The sequence below is a fragment of the Parabacteroides caeci genome (genome assembly GCF_023656795.1).
Classification (GTDB): Bacteria; Bacteroidota; Bacteroidia; order Bacteroidales; family Tannerellaceae; genus Parabacteroides; species Parabacteroides segnis.
Genome location: NZ_JAMOKT010000102.1, coordinates 1 through 15,289 on the forward strand (window position 1 = coordinate 1; position 15,289 = coordinate 15,289).

Genomic DNA, 15,289 nt, shown 5'->3' on the forward strand with positions numbered 1-15,289 from the left:
CGAACGGCTGGAAGAATTGCTAACGATCCTCCGCCAGCTCTACCCGCAAGCCCTCATCACCGGCCATAACCGCCTCACCCCACATGCACCCAAGGCATGTCCTTGTTTTGATGCCGAATGGGAATACAGATGGATCTGACGGTGTCTTCCCGGCACGCAAACAGTATGGATCGATTCATGTGGATTGTGCTGTTTGCGTGTTTTTATTTTCTGCTTACGGTTAATTTTTTAACACAAAGCGATTGGAAAGATTCTCCATGAGGCAAAGCCTCGGTCTGGTACTGAAAGTAAAATCTTTCAAGATCTTCACTGCTATACATGATTATAAAAATTTGTTCGCGGCGAAGATAGAACTTTCAATCAATAGCTGTTTTTTTGACTGCTTACAATTGAAATCAAAAAAAATATGAAATTCAATTTATTATCTAATCTAATAATATCCTCATAAATAATGCACATTGTTTACTCCAATCTTTTTCTTTAATATCAATTGAATATATCTTTTCCTTCTTATTAATATTTGTTGCTACAGCTCGTATAAAATCCTGTTTATTATCAGTTATTATTAGTCCATACTTGGACAAACGAGTTGGAAGCATATACGCAACAATAGTTTTTTTTGCTGCCATTGCTTTATAATTTTGAGCGGTTAGCCCCAAACACTTTCTATCATAGAAACAAAGATTCTTCAATAATGGTTCTAAAATAAGATTCGCATTTGTAACCCATTTTGGAACTTCTGAAGGCAATATCCCCGGTATATATTCAAGGTTTGGAATCTTATCTATTTGATTTTTCTCTTTTTTATTCAAAAAATTAGGAGTTATTATCACAAATGTTATATAAGGGAGATCTTTAGCTGCTTGAAACAACAAGTTCCAATCTACCTTTGATGCACCTATATACAAAGCTGATAATTTTCCCTTCAAAAGAGATGGACAATTATACTTCTTTTGATAAGCAGATAAATATATACCGTTAGAAATCACATAAAATTTTGATACATTAAATACATCCGAGAATTTATTCCTATATAGTTCCAATGATTCATTATTTACTAATAGTATTTTATTAGCAAAGAAAATCATCCTTTTTTCTGCTTCAACAAGACATCCATCTTCCTTAAAATCAATAATTGGATCAGATGGTCTGTAAATAATTAATGAATTAGGGAAATATTCTCTTATTAAATCCAATAAAAACAAGGCATCACATGATTCAAAAACAAAACAGTCTGTATCTTTTAGCCATTTATTTACTATTTTTCGAAATGGAGTAAAAGAATGACACATTAACCACTTATTAATATTATCAGTAAAAAAAGATCTCAGAAAACCAGGTAAAGCCAATGTTGGCCATGTAAAATTCCACAATTGAAATCCCCCTATATCATAACAACATCCTTTTTTCAAAAATTTTAAAACTTTCCAATTTAGTCGTTCATTTTTTTTCCATCTAATATAATAAGGTCTACTAAAACTAAAAAACATAGTTTCTATACCCAACCGACATGTATATTCTGCAAACGCATGAAAACCACCGTGACGTTTTGTTTCCCAGTTATGATATGTAATAAAAGTAATTTTATTCATTTTGACTCTATAAAGTAAATACTCAATTTAGGGTATACCCCTTTAGAAGGGCACCTTTCAGTGCCCTAAAGTGAGTTTTGTTAATTAACTGGTTTTGAATTTAACATTGGCTGGTAGCCAAAGTGATTTTGGGCCTCATCGCAGTTCACAATCGAATCCTTTTCCAAGGCTATAGACTTCAATACACAAACCAGCTCATCTATATATTCTTTGCATTTCTTAAGCCAGTTATGTAATGTGTTTTTAGAAAATTTCACGAGATTTCTGGATAATTAATAAGTAATGATTCACCTGTATGTTTATCCAGATTTTTAACACTTTCGTCCACTGCTATAACCTTCATATAAACAATATCCATTAAAATCACACCTTGGTCGGAAAGTAAAAAATCATCAACTGTAACAATTATTGCTTCCTTTTGAAACAAGAGTCAACTTATTCACTTTTAAAAGTAATTCCTTCAGAAGCATCATGAATAAATTCAAACTCTAACGTCCGTGCTAACCCTTCTCCCAAGGTATAAGGAGCTTTGAATCCGGACTCCTGTACTTTGGTTGCATCAAACTGTGTTGTGGCACAGAATTTTTTTACGCGGACAGAGCTTACGGTTAATTTCTTAACACAAAACGATTGGAGAGATTCTCCATGAGGCAAAGTTTCGATCTGGTACTGAAAGTAAAATCTTTCAAGATCTTCACTGCTATACATGATTATAAAAAATTATTCGCGGCGAAGATAGAACTTTCAATCAATAGCCATTTTTTGACTGCTTACAAAATTGGATACTTTTAATACACGTATTATTTTTGTTTTTCCGTTTTGAGTCAAATAGCCATCCCCACTTATTAAAATATTTAATGACTGATATTATGTGATATTTCAATAATTTTTTGTTTTTGTATGAACCTTTTTTATATTCATGAACTACAGTTACCATAGGGTAGAACATTGTCTTTGAAATTTCACCAATTCTCCTACATAAATCCAAATCTTCTGCATACATAAAATAACGTTCGTCAAAACCTCCAACAGATTTCAAGATAGAACAGCGCATAAACATAAAACATCCCGATAGCGAAGGTATTTCCATCACCTGATTATAGTCAGCCCAACGGAGTTCATAATAATAGTTACGGCGATTCTGAAAAGATTTTATTGGTATAAATCTCCTGAAAATCAAATCCATAGGGGTGGGTAGTAATTTACATAAATACTGTAATTCTCCTGATGGATATAATATTTTAGGCATAACCAATCCAACATTTGGTTGGGCGTTCATGAATTTACACAATGATTCAATAACTTTATCATTCCAATAAATATCAGGATTAATAACAACATGATAGTTTGCTCCCAATTCTATCGCTCTTTTAATAGCTATATTATGTCCTTTCCCATAGCCAACATTTAAACTATGAATATAACAGATGTGAATATTATCACCGACAAAATTTCGGAGTTCATCATTAGATGAATTATCTACAATAAATAATATTTCGATTGGCGATTTTATTACACAATCTAAAAGTCTATTTAAATCTGTATGAGATGTATGAAATGTTACAATTGATGCTGTTATCATTTTTTATATCTTTTCTTACAAATGTTATGAGGTATTTTGAATACTGTTTTTTTAATATTGAATCATTAAGTAATTATTGTTTGAAAGTTATCTAATTTTTCATGTTGAATTATTTTTGTGCAACAATCTATGTATTTTTGTGCACGTTCAAAAGAAGAATCAAATGAAGTTAATTGTTTGCGTCCATTTTCTATTAGTTTTTGTCGTAAACTTACAGAATTCACTACCATTAAAATTTTCTCGCAAATATCATTTGGATCCATTGGATTAAAATATAATGCAGCATCACCACATACTTCTGTTGCGAATGATAAATTAGACGTTAGAATAGGACGTTCCATCATCATTGCTTCCGGGTAATTTGCAGAAAAACATTCTAGTAACGTAGGTAAGAATAGGGCATCTGTTTCCCGATAAAGATAAGGGCACGTTACAATATCAACTTTTCCCACATTAATAATACATTCTTTTACTTCATCACTTATTTTCTGAGTAAACAATACTTCATCAACAGTTAAAACAAAACGTATCTTCCTCAAGGATCTTTTCTGTAAAAGAGGTATCACTCTATTCAATATTTCCAGATTTTTATGCTTCATAAAAGAACATAAAGAAAGAAATCTAAATTCATCATCTGTATTCAGAGGCAAAACTCTTTTATTTGAAAGAGGAGATTGAAATACAGTATTACAAGTATTAGTAACAGTAAATACATTTGCTTTTGGTATATTTAGTAATAAATGTAAACGATTGGATACGCTTGAAGTTTCACACACAAAATATTTCCCATTACGTTTAAGAAAGTAACAATATATTTTTTTATGAATAGCTATAAGTATCTTTTCTTTTAGGGTAAGCAAAGTAAATATGGGAGATTCAGGATATATGCAATAAGGATAAGCATATCCTTGCAAATGAGGAACAGATGGTGACCAACATGAGGGACCAAACACAGAAAACACACAATCTGGTGCTATTTTCTGACATAATTTCTTTATTCTTCTACGAGTAAAGAAACCTTTCATTCCATAGATGGGATGTGATTCTATTAAATAAAAGAAGAAGTTAGAAGGAAATTTAGTTTGATCTAATTGTTTTGCAACTGAAGGACTCAAAAACACATGGTACTCATTGTGAGGAATTTTTATACATTCCATTATGAAAGAAACCGCTACTTGAGTAACTCCTGTTCCACTTAATGTAGATGTATTTATTAATAATTTCATATAGAATATCTATTTAAATCTACAAAATGATAAAATGAATTGTAAATGTTTAATTTTGATTACTGTAGTGAATTAATATATTATCAGTAAAAAGATAATATATTAATTATGATTGTGTATAAATATTTTTAGCGCTTTAAACAAGAATATAGATAATACAACGAATCCAATCGAATAATATGGTTGAATAAATAACATAGCTAGTGGTCCTCTCGATATCATTAATAATCCAGGAGCTAAAGTTATAAGGAGAAATAAACTGAATTTACTCTTCATAGCCCAAACCTCCAATGTGGTTATTATGCATCCAAGAAGAAAAGATAAAATAGAAAATACGATAATATTTCCTTTTGAGTACACATAAAGATCTGATAGAGTTGTCCAACCAAGTCCCAAGCCATTGGCATACAGGTTTGCATTTAAATAATAACATAAATACCCTTGCATGGTAGCATCTTGTGGAAAAAGTTCAGTAAATTTGGCCACTGTAAAAGCTAATCCGGGAATAAAATTTTGCATACGTGCTATTAGTGGATAATTATCTAATAAGCGGCATGCATCAAAAACCATAAGGGAAATCCCTTGAGTATATCCAAATACAACCAATCCGTCTTTTAGTTTAAAATTATCAAGTCCAGCTCCACGAGAAGAAATTGAAAAAAGTAATAACAATGTACATAAACCTATAGTTCCTGTAAGAAACACTTTTATCAAAGATATTTTATGCCGCAAAGAATACAACCATATACAAATTAATAAGACAGAGCCGAATGTTGCTCTTGCTCCACCAATTATCACGCAAATTGCATAAATAAAATATAGAATCAAGTATTTCTTTGTATATTGTGGAACATAGACAAAAACAAGTCCTATCATAATTATCAATAGCATAGGAGCAAATTTGTTTATTATTGAAACAGAATATTGATTGTCTGTTACAGTTGTCTCAACAAAAGCATATCCATTTTTTAAAGAATATAATGTTTCAGTGGTTGCAATATATAATAATGAAATACAAAGTATAGGAAATAGAATTTTGTTTAGTGTACTTATTTCATAAGTAGAAAGCCCTTTAATATTATTTCCCAAAGGACATCTAAGTTTAATACGACAAAATATATAATTACTAAATGTAATAAAATACATATAACTGTATACGTATTCCATCAATGATATTTTTCTTATATAAGAGATGTTATAGTCAAAAAAAAATGTCGGTTCAAAAGGATTTAATGTAGAGTCAAATAAATAGATATAGAACCTTGCTCCTATAAATAAATTGAATGTTAATATGAATAATAAAAATAAACTCAATTTATTTTTATTATTTTGCCAAATAATACCTAAAGACAATATACTTAATACAACATAATATACTGAAAAATCAAAGTCTGTATGGTTTCCATTATTGATTAAATAAATGATCAGAACAAAGTAAATACTAAACAGACTAAAAGTAAAAAAGTGAAGATATTTAGTCATTATATTTCATTCATTTCTTTTCTTATTGCACGATATCTACGTGACATTTTTATTAAATCAGGCTCCTTGCTAAAAGTTTTGTGACCTAATTGTTGCGCATATACTAAGAGTGAGCTACGGAATCCGATAACCTTTAAATTATTATAGAATGTCAAGAATAATTCAAATGGAATTGAATCTGGAAGAATTTCTATATCAAGATTATATTCCTTAAATAAATCAACAATATCTTTTTTATTGGTAGTTGACTGATAAGGATGAAACTTTAAATAGTTCTTTTGTTCCGCCTTCGTTTCTATTAATTGCCGAATACATAAAAAGTATTTCTCTTTTTCTACTATCCCTTGTTCGACAGAAGATTCAAATACAAAAATAGGGAACTTGTTATCTATTATATATTCAGGATTAATCTTTGGCCATTCAACAATAATTGTGGCATAAAGAAGCTTTTCAAATATCTTTTCAGTTATAGCAAAACAACTTGGAGTTTTTTTATCTATTGCTATGTCTTTTTTTAATGTCCATTTATAACTACACCATATTCTTTTCTGGTTTAATGGGAAAATTATGATATTGAATAAATTATAAATCAAACTTTTAAAAGAAATTCTATCCGAAAGAAGATTATCAAAAGCTAATGCTCCTTCTTGTGTATAATTAAATTGAGTGCAATTAGGATGTGTAATAAACGTCTGAAAAAAATGAGATCCTGCATGAGGCGTATACAAGATATATTCATCTTTTATTTTAGTATTAATCACATTATCTATACGTCTTATCAATTTTTTCCATTGATAAAACTTAAATGCAGAAAGGTGATTGGAGATATCATATTCTTCATCAAGCCTAATAATGAGATAAGAAATAGGAATAATACTATTATTATAATTTCTAAAATAGACAAAAATAATATCATCTACTTTTAAAGATAATCGCCTTATAACTCCTATAGCTGTTAGAAATACTGTATGAGAATGTATTAGAAATACATGTTTCATTCTATTATTGTTTAGTTTTTATTATTTGTTCTGCAAACTCAAAATCCTCAGGCCAGTCAATATCTACTCCCTCAATCTTATCAACAATAGCCATATAGGGCTTAAATCCTATTCTTTGGTGAAACTCTGTCCAAATATTCTTTTTAAAAATAAAAAATGCACTTGTTTCAATATATACTGGTTCTATGAGTTGTGTTCGAGGTACCTCAGATAACTCATAGTTTAACGGATGATCCTTATACCATGCGAATGTTTGAATTTTTTCTACACTAAAAGCAGAATCATACACTTCACTTATAACTTTTTCTACTGCATTCTCTATTGTGGATGATTTGATAAAAGGCGAGGTTGTATGGGCTAGTATATATATATCTGCATTAATTGCTTCGATAAAAGATTGGTAAATTTCTTTACCCAAAGTTAAATCATCATCCAGCTTTTCTGAACGTTTTAACCATTTCACCCCGTTAGGTAAATATTTTAAAATTTCATCAGAACTGGAATAAACCCATACTTCATCTATGTTTTTAACATCACAAAGTGTATCTAAGATATATCTTAACAGAGGTTTTCCACCTAACATTTTTAAGTTTTTACCAACGACTCTTTTACTATTAAGTCTTATCGGAACAAATGCTACAGTTTTCATTATTTATCAATTAATTTTAGGTACACAACTAACAGAATCTATCACACCCATTAACTCATTTTCATTATTAACTACTATAAGTGAATGGATACGACCACCATATATTACATCTTCAGCTTCAGTCAATTTAGCATCTTGATTTATAGTTTTGGGATGTTTATTTGCTATGTCGCTTACTAACAATTTAAAAAAGTTAGTTTGATGTTGTTGCATAGCTCGACGTACATCACCATCCGTTACTATCCCTACCACCTTATTAGTTGCATCAATCACGACCGCCAATCCTAGTTTTGCTGCACTTATTTTTAGAATCGTTTCACTTATTTTGTCCTCCATACAAACCGTAGGTAAATTATCTGTAACCATCATATCTTTTACTTTCGATAACAATCGTCTCCCCAATGACCCTCCTGGATGAAATTTTGCAAAATCTTCAGCCTTAAAGTTACGCACTTTCATAAGTGCACAGGCTAATGCATCTCCCATCACAAGAGTTGCAGTAGTTGAAGATGTAGGGGCAAGATTTAATGGACAAGCTTCACGCTTTACAGCTACATTAAGATGACAAGTAGAATATTGTCCAAGCAGGGAGTTCGGATTTCCAGATATTCCAATTATAGGGATGTTACGTTTCAATAATATTGGAATGAAACGAAGTAATTCATCAGTGTTGCCAGAATATGATATTGCAATTACAACATCTTCTGATGTGAACATCCCCAAATCACCATGATAAGCATCGAGAGGATTAACATAAAAACTTGGGGTTCCAGTACTTGCAAAAGTAGCGGCTATTTTAGCTCCAATATGGCCAGATTTTCCTACTCCTGTAATAATAGTTCGACCTTTTGCCTGGTATATCAGATTTACTGCTTGTTCAAAATTATTATCAAGAAGAGGGATTAGCTCTAATAAAGACTGTACCTCATCTTTGATACATTTGATTCCATACTCTTTTACATTTTCCATTTTAAATAATAGAAGTAATTACATTTTCCAAATTTGATAAAAATAACATATTAGGACCATCACTAAGTGCCTTATCAGGATCAGGGTGAACTTCGAAAAAATATCCGTTAGCTCCAAATGCTTTTGCTGCCAATGCCATAGCCGGAATAAATTCACGATTACCTCCTGTCTTACCTCCTGCTGCTCCCGGCCGTTGAACAGAGTGAGTACAATCCATTATTACCGTTTCTGCATATTTTCTCATGTCAACAAGATTTCGAAAATCCACAGCAAGATTATTGTATCCATATATATTTCCTCTTTCCGTAAGCCAAACCTGAGCATTTCCAGATTCTTTAACTTTTTGAACGGGATATCTCATATCATCACCGGAAAGGAATTGAGCTTTTTTTATATTAACTATTTTACCGTTTTTTGCAGCCGAAACGAGTAAATCTGTTTGCCGACACAAAAAGGACGGAATTTGTAATACATCCACTACTTCTCCTACCGGTTCTGCTTGATATGACTCATGAATATCTGTTAATATTTTTAGTTCATATTTAGATTTAATATCTTCAAGCATCTGTAAACCCTTCTTCATTCCTGGACCACGATATGAACTTATTGAGGTTCTATTTGCTTTGTCAAAAGATGATTTGAATATAATATCCAAATCATACTTTTTATTAAGTCTCACAATCTCTTTTGCGACTTCATCCAATATGTCCATATTTTCAATCACGCAAGGACCTGCTATAAATATAGGTTTCATTTTTATCTAAAAATTTCTTTATACTGTTCTTTTATAAACTGATTCATACGATTAATATAATTCTCACATTTTATCTTTTGTATCTCAAGATTAGCTGTATTTGACAAAGCGCTTTTTAATGTGTCAATATATATTTCTTTTGAAGGTGCTACTACAACAGGAACGTGTTTGGTATCATATAATCCTTCTATACTATGAGGATCAACTACAAGATATTTCCCAAACGCTATACCTTCCAAAGTTTTGATTTTTAATCCTGTTCCTTGATATACTGGGTTTACAACAATATCACCAAGTTTATAAAACTCCATGGGATTATCAACGAATCCTATGAAGTGGATCTTATTATGATGGTATGTTTGTTGTAATGCCTGACATATTCCTCCTCCAATTATTAAGGAAATATCAGGATTTTCTTCATTCAAAGGAATAAATACATTTTTAATAAATCTTCTTATTCCATTTCTATTTAAATCACTATCACCAGAAAAAAATAAAATATTCTTTTTTTTCGTTATGGCTGTATGCTTGTACTCTATTGGCATATATACAGTATAAATATTCTTGTGTGGAGCAAGAACTTCAAAAACATGAGATTCTTTTTCTTGTATTGCCAAAATAATATCACATTTTGATAAAGCACGACTTTCTTGATTGGGAGTTAGCGAATACTTATCTTCTTGTATTCTTTCTGATTTGTTTGAAAAACAATCATGCGTAAATAAAATTTTTTTTACATTACTTGCATATTTAAATAATGGTGAAAGCCAAATATAATTGAAAATAACGTAATCGCATCCTGTATGTTGTAAAACCTGTTTTATTCTACGACCACCTCCCCATCGAGGACAGAAATATCCTATGTTATAATTCTTTTTCAATTTATTGTGATAAAAAAGTCTTGAAATATAATTAGCTACTCTTAAAATAAATGAATATTCATATTGAAAAAAATGATTATTCCAATATTCTTTTGCTGCCTTTATATCTTCCGTAGGAGCTTTACCTAGGTATAGATAATATAATTCATGTCCTTGCTCTTTTAATAATTTACAATAACCTGCAATACAGGCCTTGCTTCCTGCATTAATAGGAGGCTGTAATACTGTGGCGATAATTAATATTTTAGCCATCTGTAGTTTGTTTTTACTGATTAGGATTCAATCGTCAATTCGTTAAAAATATTCCATAAAATCGCTACTTTAGAAAGAGAGTATAGAATCATTCATTTTATTACAAGCCATTGTTCTTTTGTGTAATATTAACTCTTCTTTGGAAAATAGAAAACATCCAAATATTTACATATTCATTTTCAAGTCTCTATATAATGAACTATTAGTTTTGAAGCCCAATTTAATCAACAAATTTGTGATAACTATTTTTATTCTTCTTTTAAGATTGACATGTCCTATCTTCTTATCTTTCCATGGACTTAAAGATTTATATTTGCTATATAATAACCTTTTTGGATGAGAACTTTCTTTATGCCATGGCTTAATTGCGCAGCAGAAATGAAGTATTACTGGATTTTCTGTAGCCTCGTACATTTCTTTCCAGTATTTTCTTGCCACAAACGGATCTTTCCAATAAAATCCATCTTGGACATTAAAACAAAGAGGTAAATTAAGTTTTGTTTCTTTTAAGACATAATTTAACGCATCTTGATCCCAACATTTAAGTTTCTCAGGATTATTGTTTATATATTCCAAAACTTCTGTTGTAATATTGTTTATTCTCCAATAATCCAAATTAATCAACATAACACCTGAATTAAAATAACCTAGCGTCATCTCATATTCTAGGTTATTAAATTTTCGAATATCACTATCTTGCTGATCCATTACTACACCAGCAGAGTGATGTTCTATATTTGTATTCCATAAATGATCCAATTCTTTAAGAACTAATATGTCACAGTCCAAATACAAAATTTTTCGGATAGATTCCGGAAGAATTACAGGTAAAAGGATTCTGAAATAAGCAACAATACTAACACGATCATTTTTCTGTATTGGACAATTCTTTAAATTATTTTCATTAACTTTATATATACTAATGACCTGTCCATATCGCTTTGCAATGTCTCGTAAGATTTTCTCATTTGAGGACAAAATAGTGTTTGTTAAAATATGAAAATGAATTGACTCATTCCCTTTATTCTCACAAATAGAAATCATCAATATTCCGCAAGGTTCTGTGTATGCGTCATCTGTACAACATGCTATATGTATCATACTTTTTTAATAATTTGTTTTATAAAATCAAACTCTTTCAATTTGAAAAGGTAACAGAAAAATGAATAAGAGAGCATTCCTACTATGATGCCGCTTGCTAATCTTAGCATCGGAATAGAAAAAAACTGTAAAGAAATATATATACATAACCCCATCAATAAGGAACTTATCCCTACAGGAAAGAGTATTATAAGTTCTTTTCGTAAATCAAATGAATATATTTTCTTTACGAAAAAGGAAATGGTAATTAGATCGAATAAGTTATATACCAATAATCCCCAGCAAATAACATTCATACCCCATGGGATGGAAACGGTAAGAATTAAGAAAGCTCCCACTTTTTTTACGATTTCAGCCTTCAAGGAAAGATCACTACGCCCTTTTACATTCAGCAATTGCCAATTGAATAGCATGACAGGATACCACATATATGCCATACACAAAATGGACATCAATGGTGCGGCAGGTAACCATTTCTCGGTAAGGATGACTTCTATCAAACTTTCTGATAAGATAGTCAAACTTATCATTAACGGAAACACGATAAATATCGTGGCACGAAGATAATTAAAGAATGTGTGAATCAAAGCTTCCTCGTCGTTTTGCAATTTACATAAAATTGGATACATGGTGCGATTCACAATTTCAGTCAAGCTTGTAGCCGGAAATACAGCGAAAGTTTGTGATCTATTGAAATATCCTACTTGGGTAGAATTGAAAAAATGTCCAATAACCAAGGTATATAGGTTCAAATAAATTGTATGCAACAATCCTCCTATCAATAATTTTGACCCAAAAGTAAACAACCTGCGAAAAGAATCAATGGAAAAGGTCCTTTTAGGAATCCATGCCACAAATTTCCAAAGTAAGATCACATTCAAGAAAGTGTTACTTAATGATTGTATCACCAATGCCCATACCCCATACCCTAACCAAGCTAAACAAACTCCAATTGAACCGCTAGTAATAACAGCAATCAAAGAAACCTTTGCCAAGGTTCGGAAATCGGAAGCGATGAGTATTCGGGTACGTTGCACTAATATAAATGAGTTTAAGATAATATTTACCCCAATTCCTCTTGTTACGGCAACAAGCTCTGGCTCTCCATAAAATGAAGCAATATAGGGAGCAGTAATAAATAGTACCCCGTAAACAACTAATGATATTAGAATATTGAAATAGAATACCGTAGAAAAGTCCACTTCTGTCCGATCTTTCTTCTGAATTAAGGCGTTCGAGAAACCGCTATCTACGAACGTTTGCGCAATCGCCAAAAAAATACTTAGCATGGCAATCAAGCCGTATTCAGAGGGTAATATCAAACGGGCTATGATAATAGTCAGCACGAACTGTATTCCTTGTACGGAAAACCGTTCAATAGCACTCCACATCACGCCTTTTACGGCTTGATGCTTTACAGAATCACTCATGTAATTTGATAAAATAAGCAATCGTTTTCTTTAACCCTTCTTCCAAAGGAATTTTAGGTTCCCAATCCAATTTCTCTTTCGCCAATGTAATATCCGGTTTTCTCTGTTTCGGATCGTCACCCGGTAACGGGCAATAGACAATCTTTGATTTCGAATTTGTCAACTCTATCACCTTCTCTGCCAGTTCCAGCATGGTGAACTCTCCTGGGTTTCCTGTATTGACAGGACCGATGAAGTCATCACCGGTAGCCATCATTCGAATCATGGCTTCAATCAAATCGTCTACGTATTGGAAGCTTCTGGTTTGAGTTCCATCCCCATAGATTGTGATATCTTCCCCTTTTAACGCCTGTACAATAAAATTGGAAACGACACGTCCGTCGTTCGAATTCATTCTCGGTCCGTAGGTATTGAAGATGCGGATGATTTTAATCCGTACACCGTTCTGACGATGATAATCCATAAACAAAGTCTCGGCTGCGCGTTTGCCTTCATCATAACAGCTACGGATACCGATCGGGTTCACATTTCCCCAATAAGACTCTATCTGCGGATGAATGGCCGGATCTCCATACACTTCACTGGTCGATGCCTGGAGAATCTTCGCCTTGGTCCGTTTTGCCAACCCCAACATATTCATGGCTCCGTAAATGGAGGTTTTCATTGTTTTGATGGCATTATATTGATAATGGGGAGGCGAAGCAGGACAAGCCAAGTTATAAATCTCATCGACCTCGGCATAATAAGGAGAAGTTACATCGTGACGAACCAACTCAAAGTTGTCATACTGCAACAGGTGACGAATATTTTCCTTACTGCCGGTGAAATAATTATCCAGGCAAATCACGTCATTACCTTCTTTCACCAAGCGTTCGCATAGATGGGAGCCGAGAAAACCGGCTCCACCCGTTACTAATATCCGTTTCATTTTTGTCCGATCCTCGAATAAGTGAAACCTAACTCTTTCAATTCCTCGCCATCGTAGATGTTTCGTCCATCCACCACCACATGATTCTTCATGGCTTTACGGATGATCGCCCAACTGGGCATACGGAATTGTTTCCATTCCGTCATCAAAGCAATAGCATCTGCATCAATCACTGCTTCATACATATCTTTACAATAGGTAACTACATTGCCTATCCTGCGCTTTGTTTCATCCATGGCTATAGGATCGAATACATTAATCACAGCACCTGCTTTCAGTAGTTTATCAATAACAACCAAGGCCGGGGCTTCACGCATATCGTCTGTTTCAGGTTTAAAAGACAATCCCCACATAGCAATAGTCTTTCCTTTCAGATCTCCATTAAAAGCCCTATTCAATTTATCAAACACAATATTCTTTTGCTCTTCGTTTACGGCTTCCACAGCTTCTATAACACGCATGTGGTATCCGTTTTCTATTCCTGTATGTACCAAGGCTTTCACATCCTTGGGAAAGCAAGAACCTCCATATCCACAACCTGCATACAAAAAACGGCTGCCGATACGGGAATCCGTACCCATGCCTTTACGCACATGGTCTACATTCGCTCCAACACGTTCGCAGAGATTAGCTATATCGTTCATGAAACTGATACGGGTTGCCAGCATGGCATTGGCGGCATATTTGGTCATTTCAGCAGAAGGAACATCCATGATCAGGATGGGATAGCCATTTAGTGTGAAAGGACGATATAATTTCTCCATCATTTTCTTTGCCCGTTCGCTTTCTACACCTACTACCACACGATCTGGTGTCATAAAATCTTTTATAGCTGCTCCCTCTTTCAAGAATTCAGGATTAGAAGCAACATCAAATTCTATATCAACCCCACGTTTATCCAACTCTTCCTGCACCGCTGCACGAACTTTTTTTGCTGTACCAACAGGTACAGTGCTCTTCGTGACTAATACAACATGTTTTTTTATATGACGTCCAACTGTGCGGGCAACTTCCAACACATACTTCAAGTCTGCACTTCCATCTTCGTCCGGAGGTGTTCCTACCGCACTAAAGACTACTTCTACCTTATCCAAACAGGATGTCAAATTTGTTGTAAAATGAAGACGGCCTGCCTTTACATTACGTGCGACCAAATCATCCAAGCCCGGTTCATAGATAGGCATCTCACCATTTAGTAACTTCGCTATTTTGTTTTCATCAATGTCTACACATGTGACATCAATTCCCATCTCTGAAAAACAAGCTCCAGAGACTAGTCCTACATATCCAGTCCCTACAATTGCTATATTCATATATTATTTATGCGAATCAGGAGTTGGCGACCTGATTCAAAGATTAAAAATTAACATAAGAAAGTAGAGCAATTGCCAATTTTCCAAAGGAGTGTACCAACAGCCCTTTGGTAGCTCTTACTTTAGACGCTC

The 15,289-nt window shown here is 32.9% G+C and carries 14 protein-coding genes; all 14 read right to left on the bottom strand.

Translation table 11 applies throughout. The features are described 5' to 3' along the window. Positions 1 to 425: 425 nt before the first annotated feature. The 14 genes from NBH15_RS27735 to NBH15_RS27800 all read right to left on the bottom strand — a co-directional run bounded on the left by NBH15_RS27735 (position 426) and on the right by NBH15_RS27800 (position 15,157). Positions 426 to 1,592, bottom strand: a complete 1,167-nt coding sequence (locus tag NBH15_RS27735; RefSeq protein WP_250824080.1) for a GumK N-terminal domain-containing glycosyltransferase — start codon at positions 1,590 to 1,592, stop codon at positions 426 to 428. 435 nt (positions 1,593 to 2,027) lie between these two features. Next, positions 2,028 to 2,300: a hypothetical protein gene (locus NBH15_RS27740; RefSeq protein ID WP_284706497.1), complete on the bottom strand. Its 273-nt coding sequence runs from the start codon at positions 2,298 to 2,300 to the stop codon at positions 2,028 to 2,030. Positions 2,301 to 2,340: 40 nt separating this feature from the next. Next, positions 2,341 to 3,174, bottom strand: coding sequence for a glycosyltransferase (locus NBH15_RS27745; RefSeq protein ID WP_250824081.1), 834 nt, complete (start codon positions 3,172 to 3,174; stop codon positions 2,341 to 2,343). Between the two features lie 65 nt (positions 3,175 to 3,239). Next, positions 3,240 to 4,400 carry a glycosyltransferase gene (locus tag NBH15_RS27750; RefSeq protein WP_250824082.1) on the bottom strand — a complete coding sequence of 387 codons (1,161 nt, stop codon included), beginning with the start codon at positions 4,398 to 4,400 and terminating at the stop codon, positions 3,240 to 3,242. A gap of 102 nt (positions 4,401 to 4,502) precedes the next feature. Next, entirely contained in the window at positions 4,503 to 5,882 is a 1,380-nt protein-coding gene (gene wzy / locus NBH15_RS27755) for an O-antigen polysaccharide polymerase Wzy (RefSeq protein ID WP_250824083.1), read from the bottom strand. Continuing rightward, a complete protein-coding gene (locus NBH15_RS27760) occupies positions 5,882 to 6,880 on the bottom strand; it encodes a polysialyltransferase family glycosyltransferase (RefSeq protein WP_250824084.1) in 999 nt (332 codons plus the stop codon). Before NBH15_RS27760 ends, wzy begins: the two co-directional genes overlap by 1 nt. A gap of 4 nt (positions 6,881 to 6,884) precedes the next feature. After that, positions 6,885 to 7,529, bottom strand: coding sequence for an acylneuraminate cytidylyltransferase family protein (locus NBH15_RS27765; protein WP_250824085.1), 645 nt, complete (start codon positions 7,527 to 7,529; stop codon positions 6,885 to 6,887). A 6-nt stretch (positions 7,530 to 7,535) separates the two neighbouring features. Continuing rightward, complete coding sequence (locus NBH15_RS27770; RefSeq protein WP_250824086.1) at positions 7,536 to 8,498, bottom strand: KpsF/GutQ family sugar-phosphate isomerase; 963 nt, start codon at positions 8,496 to 8,498, stop codon at positions 7,536 to 7,538. A 1-nt stretch (position 8,499) separates the two neighbouring features. Then, positions 8,500 to 9,252: a 3-deoxy-8-phosphooctulonate synthase gene (gene kdsA, locus NBH15_RS27775; RefSeq protein ID WP_250824087.1), complete on the bottom strand. Its 753-nt coding sequence runs from the start codon at positions 9,250 to 9,252 to the stop codon at positions 8,500 to 8,502. Positions 9,253 to 9,254: 2 nt separating this feature from the next. Next, positions 9,255 to 10,385, bottom strand: coding sequence for a glycosyltransferase (locus tag NBH15_RS27780; RefSeq protein WP_250824088.1), 1,131 nt, complete (start codon positions 10,383 to 10,385; stop codon positions 9,255 to 9,257). A gap of 165 nt (positions 10,386 to 10,550) precedes the next feature. Then, the gene (locus NBH15_RS27785; protein WP_250824089.1) at positions 10,551 to 11,486 is read right to left on the bottom strand and encodes a glycosyltransferase family 8 protein; all 936 of its coding nucleotides are present in this window, start codon (positions 11,484 to 11,486) and stop codon (positions 10,551 to 10,553) included. Further along, positions 11,483 to 12,916, bottom strand: a complete 1,434-nt coding sequence (locus NBH15_RS27790) for a lipopolysaccharide biosynthesis protein (RefSeq protein WP_250824090.1) — start codon at positions 12,914 to 12,916, stop codon at positions 11,483 to 11,485. Before NBH15_RS27790 ends, NBH15_RS27785 begins: the two co-directional genes overlap by 4 nt. Next, positions 12,909 to 13,844, bottom strand: coding sequence for a UDP-glucuronic acid decarboxylase family protein (locus tag NBH15_RS27795; protein ID WP_250824091.1), 936 nt, complete (start codon positions 13,842 to 13,844; stop codon positions 12,909 to 12,911). The genes NBH15_RS27790 and NBH15_RS27795 overlap by 8 nt, the downstream gene beginning before the upstream one ends. Next, on the bottom strand, positions 13,841 to 15,157 hold the full coding sequence (locus NBH15_RS27800) for a UDP-glucose dehydrogenase family protein (RefSeq protein WP_250824092.1): 1,317 nt from the start codon (positions 15,155 to 15,157) through the stop codon (positions 13,841 to 13,843). The genes NBH15_RS27795 and NBH15_RS27800 overlap by 4 nt, the downstream gene beginning before the upstream one ends. Positions 15,158 to 15,289: the final 132 nt, after the last annotated feature.

What these genes read in the sequence shown, in the direction of transcription:
- NBH15_RS27735 (WP_250824080.1), bottom strand. Translation starts at nt 1,592, where the DNA reads ATGAATAAAATTACTTTTATTACATATCATAACTGGGAAACAAAACGT.
- NBH15_RS27740 (WP_284706497.1), bottom strand. Translation starts at nt 2,300, where the DNA reads ATGTATAGCAGTGAAGATCTTGAAAGATTTTACTTTCAGTACCAGATC.
- NBH15_RS27745 (WP_250824081.1), bottom strand. Translation starts at nt 3,174, where the DNA reads ATGATAACAGCATCAATTGTAACATTTCATACATCTCATACAGATTTA.
- NBH15_RS27750 (WP_250824082.1), bottom strand. Translation starts at nt 4,400, where the DNA reads ATGAAATTATTAATAAATACATCTACATTAAGTGGAACAGGAGTTACT.
- wzy (WP_250824083.1), bottom strand. Translation starts at nt 5,882, where the DNA reads ATGACTAAATATCTTCACTTTTTTACTTTTAGTCTGTTTAGTATTTAC.
- NBH15_RS27760 (WP_250824084.1), bottom strand. Translation starts at nt 6,880, where the DNA reads ATGAAACATGTATTTCTAATACATTCTCATACAGTATTTCTAACAGCT.
- NBH15_RS27765 (WP_250824085.1), bottom strand. Translation starts at nt 7,529, where the DNA reads ATGAAAACTGTAGCATTTGTTCCGATAAGACTTAATAGTAAAAGAGTC.
- NBH15_RS27770 (WP_250824086.1), bottom strand. Translation starts at nt 8,498, where the DNA reads ATGGAAAATGTAAAAGAGTATGGAATCAAATGTATCAAAGATGAGGTA.
- kdsA (WP_250824087.1), bottom strand. Translation starts at nt 9,252, where the DNA reads ATGAAACCTATATTTATAGCAGGTCCTTGCGTGATTGAAAATATGGAC.
- NBH15_RS27780 (WP_250824088.1), bottom strand. Translation starts at nt 10,385, where the DNA reads ATGGCTAAAATATTAATTATCGCCACAGTATTACAGCCTCCTATTAAT.
- NBH15_RS27785 (WP_250824089.1), bottom strand. Translation starts at nt 11,486, where the DNA reads ATGATACATATAGCATGTTGTACAGATGACGCATACACAGAACCTTGC.
- NBH15_RS27790 (WP_250824090.1), bottom strand. Translation starts at nt 12,916, where the DNA reads ATGAGTGATTCTGTAAAGCATCAAGCCGTAAAAGGCGTGATGTGGAGT.
- NBH15_RS27795 (WP_250824091.1), bottom strand. Translation starts at nt 13,844, where the DNA reads ATGAAACGGATATTAGTAACGGGTGGAGCCGGTTTTCTCGGCTCCCAT.
- NBH15_RS27800 (WP_250824092.1), bottom strand. Translation starts at nt 15,157, where the DNA reads ATGAATATAGCAATTGTAGGGACTGGATATGTAGGACTAGTCTCTGGA.